This window comes from Corynebacterium hiratae (genome assembly GCF_009708045.1).
In the GTDB taxonomy this organism is placed as follows: Bacteria; Actinomycetota; Actinomycetes; order Mycobacteriales; family Mycobacteriaceae; genus Corynebacterium; species Corynebacterium hiratae.
Genome location: NZ_VIOG01000002.1, coordinates 174995 through 189133, shown reverse-complemented (window position 1 = coordinate 189133; position 14139 = coordinate 174995). Strand labels below are relative to the sequence as shown.

14 protein-coding genes, 3 tRNA genes and 1 pseudogene are annotated in these 14139 nt (G+C 60.4%); 9 read left to right on the top strand and 9 right to left on the bottom strand.

Annotation, left to right across the window (positions count from 1 at the left end; all coding sequences use genetic code 11):
* Position 1: 1 nt before the first annotated feature.
* Genes FME68_RS02645 through FME68_RS02635 form a run of 3 tightly spaced genes read left to right on the top strand, consistent with a single transcriptional unit; the run spans position 2 to position 2387 of the window.
* Entirely contained in the window at positions 2 to 1117 is a 1116-nt protein-coding gene (locus FME68_RS02645) for a FecCD family ABC transporter permease (RefSeq protein ID WP_230308860.1), read from the top strand.
* On the top strand, positions 1108 to 1869 hold the full coding sequence (locus FME68_RS02640; RefSeq protein ID WP_046647345.1) for an ABC transporter ATP-binding protein: 762 nt from the start codon (positions 1108 to 1110) through the stop codon (positions 1867 to 1869). The genes FME68_RS02645 and FME68_RS02640 overlap by 10 nt, the downstream gene beginning before the upstream one ends.
* Before the next feature lie 11 nt (positions 1870 to 1880).
* Positions 1881 to 2387, top strand: coding sequence for a 2'-5' RNA ligase (locus FME68_RS02635; RefSeq protein WP_046647344.1), 507 nt, complete (start codon positions 1881 to 1883; stop codon positions 2385 to 2387).
* Between the two features lie 79 nt (positions 2388 to 2466).
* Here FME68_RS02635 and FME68_RS02630 read toward each other — a convergent pair.
* Positions 2467 to 2539: transfer RNA gene (locus tag FME68_RS02630), tRNA-Lys, on the bottom strand.
* Between the two features lie 286 nt (positions 2540 to 2825).
* Between FME68_RS02630 and FME68_RS02625 the strand changes: the two genes are divergently transcribed.
* The 4 genes from FME68_RS02625 (at position 2826) to sucD (ending at position 7017) form a co-directional block, all read left to right on the top strand.
* Positions 2826 to 4055, top strand: a complete 1230-nt coding sequence (locus tag FME68_RS02625; RefSeq protein WP_328287689.1) for a L,D-transpeptidase — start codon at positions 2826 to 2828, stop codon at positions 4053 to 4055.
* Positions 4056 to 4400: 345 nt separating this feature from the next.
* Entirely contained in the window at positions 4401 to 4754 is a 354-nt protein-coding gene (locus FME68_RS02620; protein ID WP_158395816.1) for a hypothetical protein, read from the top strand.
* A gap of 203 nt (positions 4755 to 4957) precedes the next feature.
* On the top strand, positions 4958 to 6130 hold the full coding sequence (gene sucC / locus FME68_RS02615; protein ID WP_175973599.1) for an ADP-forming succinate--CoA ligase subunit beta: 1173 nt from the start codon (positions 4958 to 4960) through the stop codon (positions 6128 to 6130).
* Positions 6131 to 6138: 8 nt separating this feature from the next.
* Positions 6139 to 7017, top strand: coding sequence for a succinate--CoA ligase subunit alpha (gene sucD, locus FME68_RS02610; RefSeq protein ID WP_070509719.1), 879 nt, complete (start codon positions 6139 to 6141; stop codon positions 7015 to 7017).
* 47 nt (positions 7018 to 7064) lie between these two features.
* Here the strand turns inward: sucD and FME68_RS02605 are convergent, their stop codons facing one another.
* The 4 genes from FME68_RS02605 to orn form a co-directional block, all read right to left on the bottom strand.
* Positions 7065 to 7610 carry a DNA-3-methyladenine glycosylase gene (locus tag FME68_RS02605; protein ID WP_070754700.1) on the bottom strand — a complete coding sequence of 182 codons (546 nt, stop codon included), beginning with the start codon at positions 7608 to 7610 and terminating at the stop codon, positions 7065 to 7067.
* Positions 7611 to 7637: 27 nt separating this feature from the next.
* Positions 7638 to 8498, bottom strand: coding sequence for a siderophore-interacting protein (locus FME68_RS02600; RefSeq protein WP_158395814.1), 861 nt, complete (start codon positions 8496 to 8498; stop codon positions 7638 to 7640).
* Between the two features lie 154 nt (positions 8499 to 8652).
* A tRNA-His gene (locus FME68_RS02595) sits at positions 8653 to 8725 on the bottom strand.
* 49 nt (positions 8726 to 8774) lie between these two features.
* The gene (gene orn / locus FME68_RS02590) at positions 8775 to 9407 is read right to left on the bottom strand and encodes an oligoribonuclease (protein WP_158395812.1); all 633 of its coding nucleotides are present in this window, start codon (positions 9405 to 9407) and stop codon (positions 8775 to 8777) included.
* A gap of 261 nt (positions 9408 to 9668) precedes the next feature.
* On the opposite strand from orn, the pseudogene FME68_RS02585 reads away from it, so the two are divergent.
* Positions 9669 to 11209 (top strand): annotated as a pseudogene (locus FME68_RS02585) (alanine/glycine:cation symporter family protein).
* Positions 11210 to 11256: 47 nt separating this feature from the next.
* Here the strand turns inward: FME68_RS02585 and cmrA are convergent.
* A complete protein-coding gene (gene cmrA / locus FME68_RS02580; protein ID WP_158395810.1) occupies positions 11257 to 12069 on the bottom strand; it encodes a mycolate reductase in 813 nt (270 codons plus the stop codon).
* 129 nt (positions 12070 to 12198) lie between these two features.
* On the opposite strand from cmrA, the gene FME68_RS02575 reads away from it, so the two are divergent.
* The gene (locus tag FME68_RS02575) at positions 12199 to 12384 is read left to right on the top strand and encodes a PspC domain-containing protein (protein ID WP_046647333.1); all 186 of its coding nucleotides are present in this window, start codon (positions 12199 to 12201) and stop codon (positions 12382 to 12384) included.
* Here FME68_RS02575 and FME68_RS02570 read toward each other — a convergent pair whose 3' ends face one another.
* From FME68_RS02570 to FME68_RS02560, 3 genes are all read right to left on the bottom strand, one after another.
* A complete protein-coding gene (locus FME68_RS02570) occupies positions 12385 to 13017 on the bottom strand; it encodes a sulfatase family protein (protein ID WP_158395807.1) in 633 nt (210 codons plus the stop codon).
* A gap of 76 nt (positions 13018 to 13093) precedes the next feature.
* Positions 13094 to 13167, bottom strand: a tRNA-Arg gene (locus FME68_RS02565).
* A gap of 39 nt (positions 13168 to 13206) precedes the next feature.
* A complete protein-coding gene (locus FME68_RS02560; RefSeq protein ID WP_070546595.1) occupies positions 13207 to 14139 on the bottom strand; it encodes a LysR family transcriptional regulator in 933 nt (310 codons plus the stop codon).

The following is a 14139-nucleotide window of genomic DNA, read 5'->3' as shown; positions in this document are numbered from 1 at the left end:
CATGAGCATTCTCACATCAACCGGGCGCTCGGCAAGCCCAGAACGGACCACGCGCGCAGAAACCGCAGTTCTTCCCGTGGAGGCCCTGGCACGCGAGCACTCCCGTGTAACACGCCGCCGCATCGCCATCGTCGCCGGGCTTATCGTCGTGGCTCTCGCCGCCTTCGTCGTCAGCGTTATCGTCGGCGCCATCGACCTCACCCCGGGTCAGGTGCTGCGGGGGATGGTGGATCCGGGAGGTGTCGACAAGCAAACGCGTACAGTCCTGTGGAGCCTGCGCCTGCCTATGGCTGTCATGGCGCTGCTTATCGGCGCCAGCCTGTCACTGGCTGGCGCACAGATGCAAACCATCCTGGATAATCCGCTGGCGGAACCCTTTACTCTCGGTATTTCCGCGGCGGCTGCCTTCGGTGGAGCCAGTGCCATCGTGTTGCGTTGGCAGCTTTTGGCCCAGCCGCAGTTTAACCTCGCGCTTATCGCGTGGCTGTCGGCGGCGCTCGCCACGGCCATCATCGTCGTTGCCGCCGTTATCCGCGGCGCGAAGTCCGAGACGATGGTGTTGCTCGGCATCGGCCTCGTCTTCTTCTTTCAGGCTATGCTGGCGCTCATTCAATACCGTTCTTCCAGCGAGGCTCTCCAGCAGATCGTTTTCTGGTCCATGGGCTCGCTCACCCGCGCCAGCTGGCAAGCCAACGCCGTGCTAGCCGGCGTGCTTGCAGTGGCGCTGCCCATCCTGGGCGCGCTGTCGTGGCGGCTGACGGCGCTGCGGCTTGGCGATGCCCGCGCCACCGCCCTCGGTGTCAACACCTCCCGTCTGCGCGTGATCGTGCTCGTCGTGGTCTCACTCGTCGCGGCCACCACCGTGGCCTTCGCTGGCATCATCGGCTTTATTGGCCTAGTAGGCCCTCACATCGCGCGCATGCTGGTGGGGGAGGACCAACGCTACTTCGTGCCGGCATCCATGGCCGCGGGCGCGGCGGTGATGTGTGCCGCCCATGCGCTGAGCCTCGTCATTAAGCCCGGGCTGGCCATCCCCATTGGCATCGTGACCTCACTATTGGGCGTGCCGTTCTTCATCGCCATCGTCATGACCCGGAGGAGGGCATTGTGGACGTAGAACTCACCATCGCTGATCTGACCGCCGGCTATGGTTCGCGCACGGTGGTAGACGGGCTGAGTCTCCCCACGCTGCGCGGCGGGCAGGTGGTGGGCTTGCTGGGGCCGAACGCGTCTGGCAAGACCACCACCATTAAGGCGCTCGCCGGCGTTCACCGCGCGCGGGGTGGCACGGTTGATTTTCGTGTCGACGGCCAAGCCCCGCGCGGGCAGCGGCGCCGCCAGCTCATTGGCTACGTGCCGCAGGGCCTGCCGCACACCGCGGCGCTGCGGGCGTTTGAGGCGGTGCTGATTGCGGCGCGGCGCGAAGCATGCGAGGACCCAATCACCCGCACAGCCGAGGTCCTGCACTCCATGGGGCTCGATGAGATTGCGCAGCGCTACCTCAATGAGCTCTCTGGAGGCCAGCGCCAGCTCGTCGCCGTGGCGCAGATGCTCGTGGGGACCCCTGGGCTCATGCTTCTCGACGAGCCCACTTCTGCCCTCGATCTCAACCGCCAGCTCTTCGTCTTGGGCCGCGTGCGGGCAAAAGCTCGGGAGGAAGGCAGCCTCGCGTTGGTGGCGATTCATGACATCAATCTGGCCGCCCGGATGTGCGATCAGCTTGTCGTGCTTCACGGCGGCAAGGGACGCGCTCACGGCGCGCCGGGGGAGGTGCTCACGGAGGAACTCTTGCGCGAGGTCTACGGCGTAGAGACGGATGTGCTGGACCACCGCGGGCAACCCATCGTGGCGCTGCGAGAGGTTAGTTAGACTCGGGCCGTGTGAGCCGAAATTCGCCCGAGAACCTCCTGCTGTACCTCACCCCGGAGGATGAAGACACGATCCGGGAAGTCTATGCTGCCCTGGCTCAGCGTGGCTTTCCGGTGCAGCACCAGCGCCCGCACATTACGGTAACGTTTGCGCCGGCGCTCGAGACCGCAGTCGTCGACAAGGCCCGCACTCTGTTGCCGCCGCTACTGCCGGCGCTGTTTCATCGCGTCGGGACGGTGGTATTCGGGAGGAAAAGCAAGCAGACCGTGGCCTGGCTTCTGGAGACCACCGATGAGCTAGAGATTGCGGCGCGCCAGATAAGTGCCGCGAACCCCGAGGGGCGCGGCCCAAGGTGGACCCCGCATCTGACGGTGGGGCTGCGCCTGCCTCGGACGCTGGTGCCTGACTATATGCGTGCCCTCGATGAGATTGCCGGGCCGGAGCATAAAGAATTCACTGCCGAATATGCCGCCTGGTGGCGGCCCAAGACGCAGCGCTTGGAGGTCTTCGGGTCTTAAAGGCCTAACCCCCTTAACGCGGTCGTCGGCTTAAGAGACGAAGAAACCCCCTTCATCTAGGATGAAGGGGGTTAAACTGTGCGCCATCAGGGAATCGAACCCCGAACCCACTGATTAAGAGTCAGTTGCTCTGCCAATTGAGCTAATGGCGCTGGTGTTTACCTAGCTGGCTCTGATTTCCTCAGTGCCTGCCGTGCAACGAGATGTAACTTTAACACCCTCTTCCTGAAAAGGTAAAATCGCCAGGTGAATAAAGGTTTTTGAGCTCCTTAGGTAGCGGCTACTTTTCTCTTCTTTGAAAGCGTGGAATGCGGGAGTGGGGAAGACCGGTAACGAAACGGTTAAGGGCGGTGGCGCTAACTAGTGAGAAGGCCGTGCGGGCGGTTAGGCTTAGTGCACTCTTGTTCTTGTTTGTCCTTTTATGAGCTAGGGGTTTGTGTGCACTCTCTATTCCCTTCCGCACGTCCCGCAGTGCTTCTCTCGAGTCTCATTGCGACTGCCTCCCTTCTGACCGCCTGCACCATTGGCGGGGCCGAGAACTCCAGCCCGGCCGATAGCCACTCTGAGGCAGACGCCCAAGCGAGTGCGGCGGCGGATGCGTCGGCGTCGGCAGCCGCTAAGGCGAAGCAACTAAAGTTTTCTGTCAAAGACGGTGCTAGTGATGTCGATCCTTCCGAACCGGTCGAGGTCACTTCTCCTGCGGGTCTGAAGTCGGTGACGATGACCAACGAGGCCGGCAAAGTGGTGGAGGACGAGCTGTCGAGTGATTCGACCACGTGGAAGAGTGCCGAAGTTTTGGGGTACAACCGCACCTACACCATCGATGCCACAGACAAGGATGGCACCCACAAGACCATCACCTTCACTACCCCGCAGGCCGCGGCGGTGTCTGAGGTGGCGTTGAGCCCGCTGCCGGACTCCGAAGTAGGAGTGGGCCAGGTTATCGGCGTGCGTTTCGGCAACTACGTCACCGACCGCAAGGCGGCCGAGAAGGCCATCACGGTCAAGACCGAGCCTGCCGTTGAGGGGGCGTTCTACTGGGTAAATAACCAGGAGGTGCGCTGGCGCCCGCAGAACTACTGGGAGCCGGGCACGAAAGTGACTGTCGACGTCGACCTGTATGGCCGCAACCTTGGCGGCGGTGTTTACGGCGGCGAGGATGCCTCCACCAACTTCACTATCGGTGACCGCGTCATCACGCTGGTCGATAACAACACGAAGATGATGTCGGTGTTCAAGAATGGCGAGGTGCTGCGCCGCATTCCGGTGTCGATGGGCAGGGATGGCCAGTGGGACACCCCGAATGGCGCCTACATCATCGGTGACCAGTACCCGTCCCTCACTATGGACTCGACTACCTTTGGCCTGGCTCTCGACGCCGGCGGTTATAAGACCGACGTTCAGTGGGCGACCCAGATGTCTTACTCCGGAATCTATGTCCACGCGGCGCCCTGGGCTGTGGGTGCGATGGGCAGTTACAACCAGTCCCACGGCTGCATCAACGTGACTACTGAGGCTGCTCAGTGGTTCCAAAACACGGTCAAGCGCGGCGATATCGTGAGGGTTTCCAACACCGGCGGTGGCGTGTTGAGCCCGCTCGACGGCCTGGGGGATTGGAACATGGACTGGGAGACGTGGTCTGCGGGGAACGCTACCGCTAACCAGTAGCCCGGTTGATTGCCGGGGTAGCCTTGCGGAAAAACTGCCAAGGAAAGGGCCCCGGATGAACTGGTATAAGCGAGCTGCGATAGTGCTACTAGCGCCGTTGGCGTTGGTGGCGTGCTCCTCGGAAGGTGGTAGCACGCATGAGGAAAGCGAAAGCGCAAGCCCGTTTGTATCAAGCGTTAGCGCTGCCGCTCCAGCTGAGGAAGGTACGTGCGCGACTGAATTCGATATCCCGGCGCTGTTGGAGGCGATGCCGGAGGAATTCGCTGGCCTGGCGCACGACCCCACATATGACGCGGGTGAGCCTGATGGCTGGGGCGCTTCTATCAGGCGGATGGGCTGCAGTTTATGGTCGGTTCCAGCTATCTAGATGAGAAAGAAACCGATCCTTGCCCGAAGGACAATGAGCAGGCCGCGCGAGACGTGCGCTCATTCGTCGCCGAGGACTATCAACGTCAGGAGCGAGAGAACGGCGAAGAAGTCAAACCTTTTGAGGACCTCGACTTCACTGAGGGTGGACGCTACTTTGCCTGCGCGAAGCATCCGGAGGCGGACCTGCGGCAGTTCTTTTGCGTGACCACCGTGGGTAATGCGGAAGTGATTAACTACATGTTCCGGCATTCGATGGGTGATGCGAAGGACGTGGAAGATATGAAGAGCGCATCGAAGGAATTGGCCGCGATTATTGACAGCGTTGCCTAGGGTTACCGTCTAGGGTGCCCCCGAAAGTAAAGTCAGTTAATTCATTATTGGCATACTGTGGCCCCGCAACGGGCGGCGTTGTGTCATGCCTGCGCACTTTGTGAAGCACTGCGCAGGCGCAAATGTTAAGTGGTTTGCATCACGTCTTGGTTTTGGTGAATCTTGTGGAGAACTAGTTATTCACTGCAAAGATGGAGGCAGAAGTGGATCTCTACGAGTACCAAGCTCGAGACCTCTTTGAAGCTCATGGGGTTCCCACCCTGAAGGGCATTGTTGCGACCTCGGCCGTGCAGGCTGAGGAAGCAGCCACGAAGCTGGGCACGCCGGTGGTTGTGGTCAAGGCACAAATCAAAACCGGTGGTCGCGGCAAAGCTGGGGGAGTCAAGCTAGCGCACAGCCCCGCGGAAGCCGCGGAGAAGGCCAACGAGATCCTGGGCCTGAAAATCAAGGGCCACACCGTGCGCAAGGTGATGGTGGCAGAAGGCGCAGACATCGCTGAGGAATACTACTTCTCGATCCTCCTCGATCGCACCAAGCGCCGTTACCTGGCCATGCTCTCCAAGGAAGGTGGCGTGGAGATTGAAAAGCTGGCCGAGGAGCGCCCAGACGCTCTGATTAAGCGCAGCTTCTCCCCGCTCGACGGCATGACGGACACCCTCGCTAGGGACATGGCATATGAGGCGGGGTTTGATGAGGGGGACGTCGCCAAGCTCGTGCCCGTGTTCAAGAAGCTTTACACGGTCTATACCGAGGAAGACGCCACGCTGGTGGAAGTTAATCCGCTGGTCAAGACGTCAAGCGGCGAAATTATTGCGCTCGATGGCAAGGTCACGCTGGATGATAACGCGCAGTTCCGCCACCCCGAGCACCGCGACCTGCAAGACCACGGTGCGACCGACCCGCTGGAGCTCAAGGCGCAGAAGATGGGGTTGAACTATGTCAAGCTCGATGGTTCGGTGGGTGTCATCGGCAACGGCGCTGGCTTGGTGATGTCAACGCTCGACGTCGTGGCCTACGCCGGCGAGGATCTTGCATCGCAGCCGAAGCCCGCGAACTTCCTCGATATCGGCGGTGGTGCCAATGCGGAAGTGATGGCTAACGGGCTTGAGGTGATTCTCAGCGACCCGCAAGTGAAATCTGTCTTCGTTAACGTCTTCGGTGGCATTACCGCGTGCGACGAGGTTGCCAAGGGCATCGTGCAGGCGTACAAGATTTTGGATTCTGAGGGGATCGAACCCAAGCCGCTCGTGGTGCGCCTCGACGGCAACAACGCCGAGCTGGGACGCTCGATTCTTAATGACGCACACCTGCCCAAACTGGAGCAGGTTGAAACCATGGATGCTGCTGCCCGCAGGGCTGCTGAGCTGGCGAACTAGGAGTAGATATGTCGATTTTTCTCAACAAAGACTCGCGGATCATTGTGCAGGGCATGACGGGTTCGGAAGGCATGAAGCACACGCGCCGCATGCTGGCGTCCGGGTCCAACATCGTAGGTGGCGTCAACCCGCGCAAGGCAGGCGAACGCGTGGACATTGATGGGCGCGAGATCCCTGTGTTTGGCAGCGTGCGCGAGGCTATGCAGGCGACAGGCGCTAACGTCACCGTCATCTTCGTGCCGGCAAAGTTCACCAAGGATGCGGCGGAGGAGGCGATCCGCGCTGGCATTGAGCTCGTCGTGATTATCACCGAGGGAATCCCCGTGAAGGACACTGCGGAGCTCTATGCGTTGGGGCGAGAGTCCAAGACGCGCATCATCGGCCCCAATTGCCCAGGGCTGTACACGCCGGGTGAATCCAATGCGGGCATTATCCCGGCGGAGACCGCTCCGAACCCGGGAAAGATTGGCTTGGTGTCGAAGTCGGGCACGTTGACGTACCAGATGATGTACGAGCTCTCTGACATCGGCTTTAGCACGTGCGTGGGAATCGGTGGTGACCCGATCATCGGTACGACGCATATTTCTGCGATCGAGGCATTCCAGAATGACCCGGACACCGAGGCAATCATCATGATCGGTGAGATTGGCGGCGATGCAGAAGAGCACGCTGCGGCTTATATCAAGGACCACGTGACGAAGCCGGTCATTGCCTACATCGCTGGATTTACCGCACCAGAAGGCAAGACGATGGGCCACGCCGGTGCCATCGTCTCGGGCGGTTCCGGTACGGCAGAAGGAAAGAAGGCAGCACTGGAAGCGGCCGGCGTAAAGGTAGGAAAGACCCCGTCCCAAGCAGCAGAGTTGGTGCGAGCAGCCTTGGCGTAGTTGGGTGAGGATTGGGGTGGTTCGCCCCCATGCCTCTCCAATAAGAACTAGCGGGGGAGACCGCGGCGTCGCGACACCGTCTTGTCGAAGGGAATCCAAAAGCGTAAGGCTGCGTCTTGGTTCTTCGAGATTCCGATGCGCGGCCCGCGGACCCACTCCGGCTCGCTCTCGCGCTCGCTGAGGAGGACGGGCGTGCCGTTGTCCGCGATGCTGAAACCAAGGGCCTTGCCCACATTGCCAGGGCCGCGGGCGAGATTATGAAACTCCGTGTCGCCCCTCCGCTGGTACGCGAGGTCTATACCGTCGATTACTTCGCCGGCCCGCAGCAGGCAGCCCTCGCCGGTCCCCTCGGGTGCACAAACGATATTGCCGTTCCGGTGGATGCCGTAGGACACATAGACGTAGAGGCGGCCGGGCGGACCGAACATGGCGGCGTTGCGTGGGGTACGTCCGTTAAAGGTGTGCGAGGCCTCATCGCCTGAGCCGAGGTAGGCCTCCACCTCTGTGATGCGAATGGAGACGCCGTTGTGCGTCAGCACCATTCCCAGCAGTTGGGGAGCGACGATGTCTGCGGAGGCGGTGAAATCGATCATTGCCGCAGTCTAACGTGCGAGCGAGATTTAGGCTTTGGCCTTGTCTTCTTCGGCTTCAATTTCGGCGTTGAATTCGCGCTTGGAGGCCTGCCACTGGTCCTCAGTCATGCCGATGCGCCAGTAGCCAGAGATAGAAACGTCTTCCTTGGGAATTCCAGATTCCACGAAAAGGAAGCGACGCAGCTCTTTGATCATCTCGGCGACACCGTGGATGAACCAGCTGGTTGTCTTCCCCGTAGGGATACCAGCTTCGCACACCACGCGGGATAGCTCAGTACCGGGGGTAGCGCCATTGCGGACCACCCAAATGACCTCCACGCCCTCGCGGGTGGGGAGTTCAAACGTGCGGTCTTCGGCCGCGATCTCGATGTATGCAGTTGCAGTCGCGCCTTCGGGGAGACGCTTCAAGCCGGCACCGATGGCCGGTGCCGCGGATTCATCACCGGCGAACACAAAGTGCGCATACTCTTCGGTGGGGCCCCACGCGCCACCTGGGCCGAGGAAACCGATCTTCTCTCCGACCTCAGCTACTCGTGCCCATGGACCGGCCAAGCCGGAATCACCGTGGGTGACAAAGTCAACGTCGAAGTCCCCGGTTTCCGGGTTCAGGTTGATCAGGGTATAGGTGCGGAGAATTGGGTGTTTATCACGCGGCTGCTCTTCACGAATCTGCTGGACATCAAATGGCCAAGAGTAGTCAGCGCTTTGTGGCACGAACAACAGCTTGATGTAGTGATCCGTAAACTCCAGCTCTTTGCCCACAAAAGCCGGGGAGTTCATGCTCAACCGAACCAAATCCGGAGAGACTTGGTGACGACCAATCACGGTCGCTTCATGCGCCTTGCGGGGCTTGCGCTTCGGCGCCGCTTCTTTAGTTTGGGCAGCCATTGTTATCACTGTCCTTCGGGATACTTGAGTTGCTGTGAGGGCGGGAGCCTACACAATACTAGATTAGGTAAGGCTAACATATCCAAGGCTAGGGTGGTTCGGCGCAAAAAGTTAACCCCGCATCCTGCTCAAGCAGAATGCGGGGTCTATTCGGGGTGGCTGACGGGGCTCGAACCCGCGACACCCAGGATCACAACCTGGTGCTCTACCAGCTGAACTACAGCCACCATCGTTGCCCGAAAGCAACGAGATACAGGTTAACCCACGTCGTCGGTTTTACAAAAACGCCTGGTAATCGGTGGTTGTAGCGGCCTTCAGTTCCTCGGCTTCCGTGGAGGAGGGGCCGTCGTCGGTGCGGAAAACACTGCGGCGGTAAAAATCGAGCTCGCGGATGGACTCGATAATGTCCTGAAGTGCCCGGTGCGCCATTCCCTTTTCCGGTTGGTTGTAATAAGCCCGCGGGTGCCAGCGGCGGGCGAGCTCTTTAATAGTGGAAACATCAATCATTCGGTAGTGCAGCGCGGCATCCAGACGTGGCATGTAGGCGCGGATGAAAGCGCGGTCTGTGGCGATTGAATTGCCTGCCAAGGGTGCAGGGTGGCTCGGATCGCAGTGCTTTTCGACGAGCTTCAGCACTGCGTCCTCTGCTTCTTCGATCGTGAGCGTGGATTCCCGAATTTCCTTGTCCAACCCGGAGTTTGCGTGCATTGTGGTGACGAAGTCGTCCATCTCCGCGAGTTGTTCCTCCGTGGCGTGCACGACGAGGTCGATGCCGTCGTCAAGGATGTTCAGCTCGGCGTCGGTTATCACGGCGGCAACTTCCACGATGACGTGGCGCTGTGGTTCCAGTCCGGTCATTTCCAGATCGATCCAGACAAGGCGATCATTCTTAGCGGGGATATCACTCATGGGATCCACCATAGTTTCTCCTTGGGCGAGGTTCGGGAGGTGCCAGGGCGGGGGTAGATGGGGGTAGGTCAGATCTGTTGGCGGGGGAGGCGCTTCTTAAACGATGTGAACTGGTGATTTGTGGTGATTGCGGAGGTTACGGTACGCCCTTTTCTCAACTTTTTCATGATTTCGCTCACGAAAGCCTCAGTCGATGGGACATTATTAGGACAGCCTTTAACGTGATGGCACTCACATATTGCGAAGGATGGTTACCCACCGATGTCAGCCTTTCTCGACACCCTCAATGCCCTTATCTGGTCACCAGCGCTGTCTTTTTGTGTCTCGGCGCAGGTATCTACTTCACGTTGGCGACCAAATTCTTGCAGATACGCTGCATTCCGGACATGATTAAACAGCTCAAGGACGGCGAGAGCTCCGAGGCGGGTGTCTCGTCCTTCCAATCGCTCATGATTTCACTGGCCGGACGCGTCGGCGTAGGCAACATCGCCGGCGTTGCGACGGCTATCGCCTTCGGTGGCCCGGGCGCTGTGTTCTGGATGTGGGCGGTGGCGCTGCTGGGTTCCGCAACGTCCTTCGTGGAATGTACCTTGGCGCAGGTCTACAAGGAGAAGGATCAGGACACCGGCGAGTACCGCGGTGGCCCGGCCTACTACATCGAAAAGGCCTATAAACACACCAAGGCCGGCCCGTTCATGGTGGTCTACGGCATCGTCTTCGCTATTGCGATGATCCTTGCTACCAGCTACTTCTTGCCTGGTATCCAGGCTAACGGTGTGGCTGCCGCCGTTAAGAATGCTTGGGGCATCGAAGTTGGTTGGTCTGCGCTGGTTCTGGGCGGAATTCTGGCCATCATCATTATCGGTGGCGTCAAGCGTATCGCTAACTTCGCGTCCCTCGTGGTTCCGTTCATGGCGGCTGCGTACATTCTCTTCGCCATCATCATTCTGATCATGAACTTCAACCAGATCCCTGAGGTCTTCGGCATGATCTTCAAGTCCGCCTTCGGCGCCGAGCAGGCCTTCTCTGGCCTGTTGGGCTCGGCCATCATGTGGGGCGTGAAGCGCGGTATTTACTCCAACGAGGCAGGCCAGGGTACCGGCCCGCAGTCGGCCGCGGCGGCAGAGGTTTCCCACCCAGCGAAGCAGGGCTTCGTGCAGGCTTTCGCGGTGTACATTGACACCCTCTTCGTGTGCTCCGCTACCGCGTTCATCATCATCTCCACTGACATGTACAAGGTCTTCGAGGGCGAGTCGGAGGAAGGCCCTGTGCGTTACGCAGGCTCCCTCCCGGATGGCGTTGAAGTTGGACCGGGCTTTGTCCAGCACGGCCTCGACACCTTGCTGGCAGGTTTCGGCCCGAGCTTCATCGCCATCGCCATTGCGTTCTTCGCCTTCACTACCGTCCTGGCGTACTACTACATGGCGGAGGTCAACCTGACCTACTTCAACCGCTGGATCAGCAACAAGACCACCCGCCGCGCGCTCGTCTGGATTCTGCGTATTCTCCTCGTGGTGTCCGTGGTCGTTGGCGCGACGACGACTCCGGGTTCCGCCTGGGCGCTGGGTGACATCGGTGTTGGTGCAACGGCATGGCTCAACATCATCGCCATTCTTTTCCTGCAGGTCCCGGCTCTCAAGTGCCTCAAGGACTACAGCGCACAGAAGGCTGCCGGCAAGGACCCGCAGTTTGACCCAGAGGCGCTGGGAATCAAGAACGCTGAGTTCTGGGTAGAGCGCAAGCTCGCCCGCCAGGAGGCCGCGCAGAAAGCCATTGCGCAGGACTCGCCGCTCCAGGGTTAAGTAACGCAAAAGCCCGCTCTCCCAAAGAGAGCGGGCTTTGTCGTGTCCTAGGCCATCTTGGAATAGAAGCTGCCGATGATCGGCGCAACAATCGGGGTCGGCACAATCTTGCCCAGTGCATTCATTACCTTGGAGAGCGGGCCGGGGACCACGCGCCGCTGGTTGCGGGCCATGGCCTCGAGGGTTTCTTCGGAGCAGGACTCGTAGGTGGTCCACAAGAAGTCCGGGACGACCTTATCCACGATGGACTGCTCCTCCTCGGGGATAACAGCATCGCGCACCGGGCCAGGGGCCAGCAGGGTGCAGGTCACGCCCGAGCCCTTGAGCTCATAGTGCAGGGCCTCAGTAAAGGCATTGACACCTGCCTTGGTGAAAACATAGGTGGCGTTGTTCGGAATGGAGACGTTGCCCGCAGCCGAGCCCACGTTACAAATAGCGCCGCTGCGCCGCGGCAGCATCTGCTCCAGTGCGGCACGGGTCAGACGGTGAACGGCCTTGCCGTTGAGATCGAACTGCCGGGTTTCATAGTCCCAGTCCTGATCCATGAACTTGCCAAAGCTGGCGATGCCCGCCGAGTTAACGATGATGGAGATTTTCTTGCCCGCCATGAACTCGATAACGCGGTCAACGTCCGCCGCCTCGGAGAGATCCGCAGCCAGCGCAATGGCATCAACCTCGTGACGGGAGCGTAGGTCCGCAGCGATGGATTCGAGGACCTCTTCACGGCGAGCAACGAGAATGACGTTGTAGCCGCGAGCGGCCAGATCTTTGGCCATCGCAGCGCCAATGCCCTGGCTGGCACCAGTTAGCAGCGCATACGACGAGCGGGTAGGGGCGGGCAGCCCAGGGGAGTGAGCCATGAAACGGCGTCCTTTCTCTCAGGGGTGGGAAGTCTCCACCCAGCGTAGAGCACTCAGGGTCTAAATCAGGGTAAACACTGATGTCTCCTCGGCCCCAACTCTGGATAATAGAAAGCGAAAGGAGACATCATGACCAACCAACGTTTAACTCGTTCCACTACTGACACGATGCTCGGCGGCGTCTGCGGCGGCATTGCGCAGACCTACAACCTCGATCCGACCCTGGTGCGCATTCTCTTCGTTGTTGCGACTCTGCTGGGCTTCTCAGGAATCCTGCTCTATCTCATCCTCTGGGTTGTTATCCCGGTGGAGTAGCTACTGCAGCGGGCCGAAAGCCATAAACCTCTTCCACGTTTCCCACTCCTCCTGCAGACGCGGCAAGGCGCTGGGCGGGGAAGCGGAGACGTCGACAAGCACGGCGTCCTGCATACGTACGCCGTTGTCGAAGAAGAGTGCTGCGTGCCCGGAGGCGCCGTAGCGGAGCACCGGAACCAGATTGAGACCGTCGAAGGACAGCGGGGCGTTGGGGCGCACATCCAGCCCCGCGATTGCCGCAAGCGTGGGCGCTAGGTCGAGAGGGGAGACGAGCTCTGCGCAGACCCCAGACTCCGCTACGCCGGGCCATAGGAGGGACATCGCGGACTTCTCGCCCTGTAGGGAACAGACCGCCACGACGCCCTCCAGGTCACCCAGCAGCTGGGGATGCGGCTGCTCGAGGAGGCGAAAGACCGGTGAGGACGCGGGGAGGGCATCTTCTCGGGCCTCGAAGCCGGCGGCCGCGAAAATCTCCGTGATACGGGTGGTGGCGCCGCGCTGCGGGTACTGTCCGGTGAGCACCCCGCGGCGCGATTCCGCATAGCTTGGCGACGGCACCCAGGCGTTACTAAAGCGCAGTCCGCGCAGCGCGGATTCCGGGGCGTAGTCAAAAGTGGCGAGGGTAATGTCCATAGAAGAGTGCCTAAATTGTGCCCAAAAGCCACTTTCTAAGGCTTAATGAAACGCCAAAAAGTGGCTCTGACCTGCGTGCCCCCAGCAGGATTCGAACCCGCGACACATGGGGTAGAAACCCACTGCTCTAATCCACTGAGCTATGGAGGCGTACCGAGCCATCATAACGCACCGGAGAGCGAAGTCAGACTATCGGGCTACTGCTGGTGTTGATTCGGTGCTGGTGCTGAGGAGGGTGGAGACCAACGTGCGCGCTGCCGGGCTCAATGCACGGTCCGTACGGTGGATGAGAAGCGCCTGCATAGTAGGCAGCGTTTCCGCAACGCGGCGGAAATGAACGCCGCTTTGGCCCAAAGCCTGCGCGGTGTGCGGCATGAGGCTGATGCCATAGTCGCCGGCAACGAGCGGCAAGCCTGTTTGCAGCGTGGAAATTTCCTGGACGCCCATAGGTTTGCTGAGCGGGGCCGCGGCCCATACCTGGTCCAACACTTCGGGCAGGCTGCTGAGCTCCGGACAGCGCGGCGGCAGGAGCCACGTTTCGGCGGCAAGATCGGAGAGCTGGACGGGGTCGGGTAGGTCCGCCAGGCGTTGGGGGAGTGCGACGCGCAGGTCCATCTCGGCGGCGCAGTCAATGGTGAGCTGTGTGCCGTAGTCTTGGCGGAACCGCTGTGGGTTGGTGGTGAGGATGATACCGATCTCCACGGAGCCATCCAGGACCTGCTTGAGCGTGGCGGTAGGTTCTAAGTCCTTTAAGGAAACGCTTACCTCTGGCGCCCGTTGCCGCATGCGGCGCAGAACCGCCGGCATATACAGCCAATTGAACTCGGGCGCGGAGCACAGTGTGACTGACCCGGCACTGCCCGACGCAATCTCGGCTAGGCGCACGGCAGCGGTGTTGAGGAGGGAATCGATCGAGGTCGCGACACCATAGAGGTAATCCCCAGCCTCCGTTGTTTGGACTCCGCCGCGCCCGCGGGAGAGCAGCTTCACGTTGAGATCTTTTTCGAGTTTGCGCACGGTAAGGCTCAGGGAAGGTTGTGTGAGCTGCAGCGATTCCGCGGCCTGCGTAAACGAACCGTGGTCCACGACGGTTCGAAAGTGATGAAGCTGGCGTGAGTCCAT

Excerpts from the sequence above, each read along its gene's own strand:
- FME68_RS02560 (WP_070546595.1), bottom strand. The coding sequence starts at position 14,139 with ATGGACTCACGCCAGCTTCATCACTTTCGAACCGTCGTGGACCACGGT.
- FME68_RS02605 (WP_070754700.1), bottom strand. The coding sequence starts at position 7,610 with ATGATCGATTTCACCGCCTCCGCAGACATCGTCGCTCCCCAACTGCTG.
- FME68_RS02570 (WP_158395807.1), bottom strand. The coding sequence starts at position 13,017 with ATGGACATTACCCTCGCCACTTTTGACTACGCCCCGGAATCCGCGCTG.
- FME68_RS02575 (WP_046647333.1), top strand. The coding sequence starts at position 12,199 with ATGACCAACCAACGTTTAACTCGTTCCACTACTGACACGATGCTCGGC.
- orn (WP_158395812.1), bottom strand. The coding sequence starts at position 9,407 with ATGAGTGATATCCCCGCTAAGAATGATCGCCTTGTCTGGATCGATCTG.
- FME68_RS02600 (WP_158395814.1), bottom strand. The coding sequence starts at position 8,498 with ATGGCTGCCCAAACTAAAGAAGCGGCGCCGAAGCGCAAGCCCCGCAAG.
- cmrA (WP_158395810.1), bottom strand. The coding sequence starts at position 12,069 with ATGGCTCACTCCCCTGGGCTGCCCGCCCCTACCCGCTCGTCGTATGCG.
- FME68_RS02620 (WP_158395816.1), top strand. The coding sequence starts at position 4,401 with ATGGTCGGTTCCAGCTATCTAGATGAGAAAGAAACCGATCCTTGCCCG.
- FME68_RS02645 (WP_230308860.1), top strand. The coding sequence starts at position 2 with ATGAGCATTCTCACATCAACCGGGCGCTCGGCAAGCCCAGAACGGACC.
- sucD (WP_070509719.1), top strand. The coding sequence starts at position 6,139 with ATGTCGATTTTTCTCAACAAAGACTCGCGGATCATTGTGCAGGGCATG.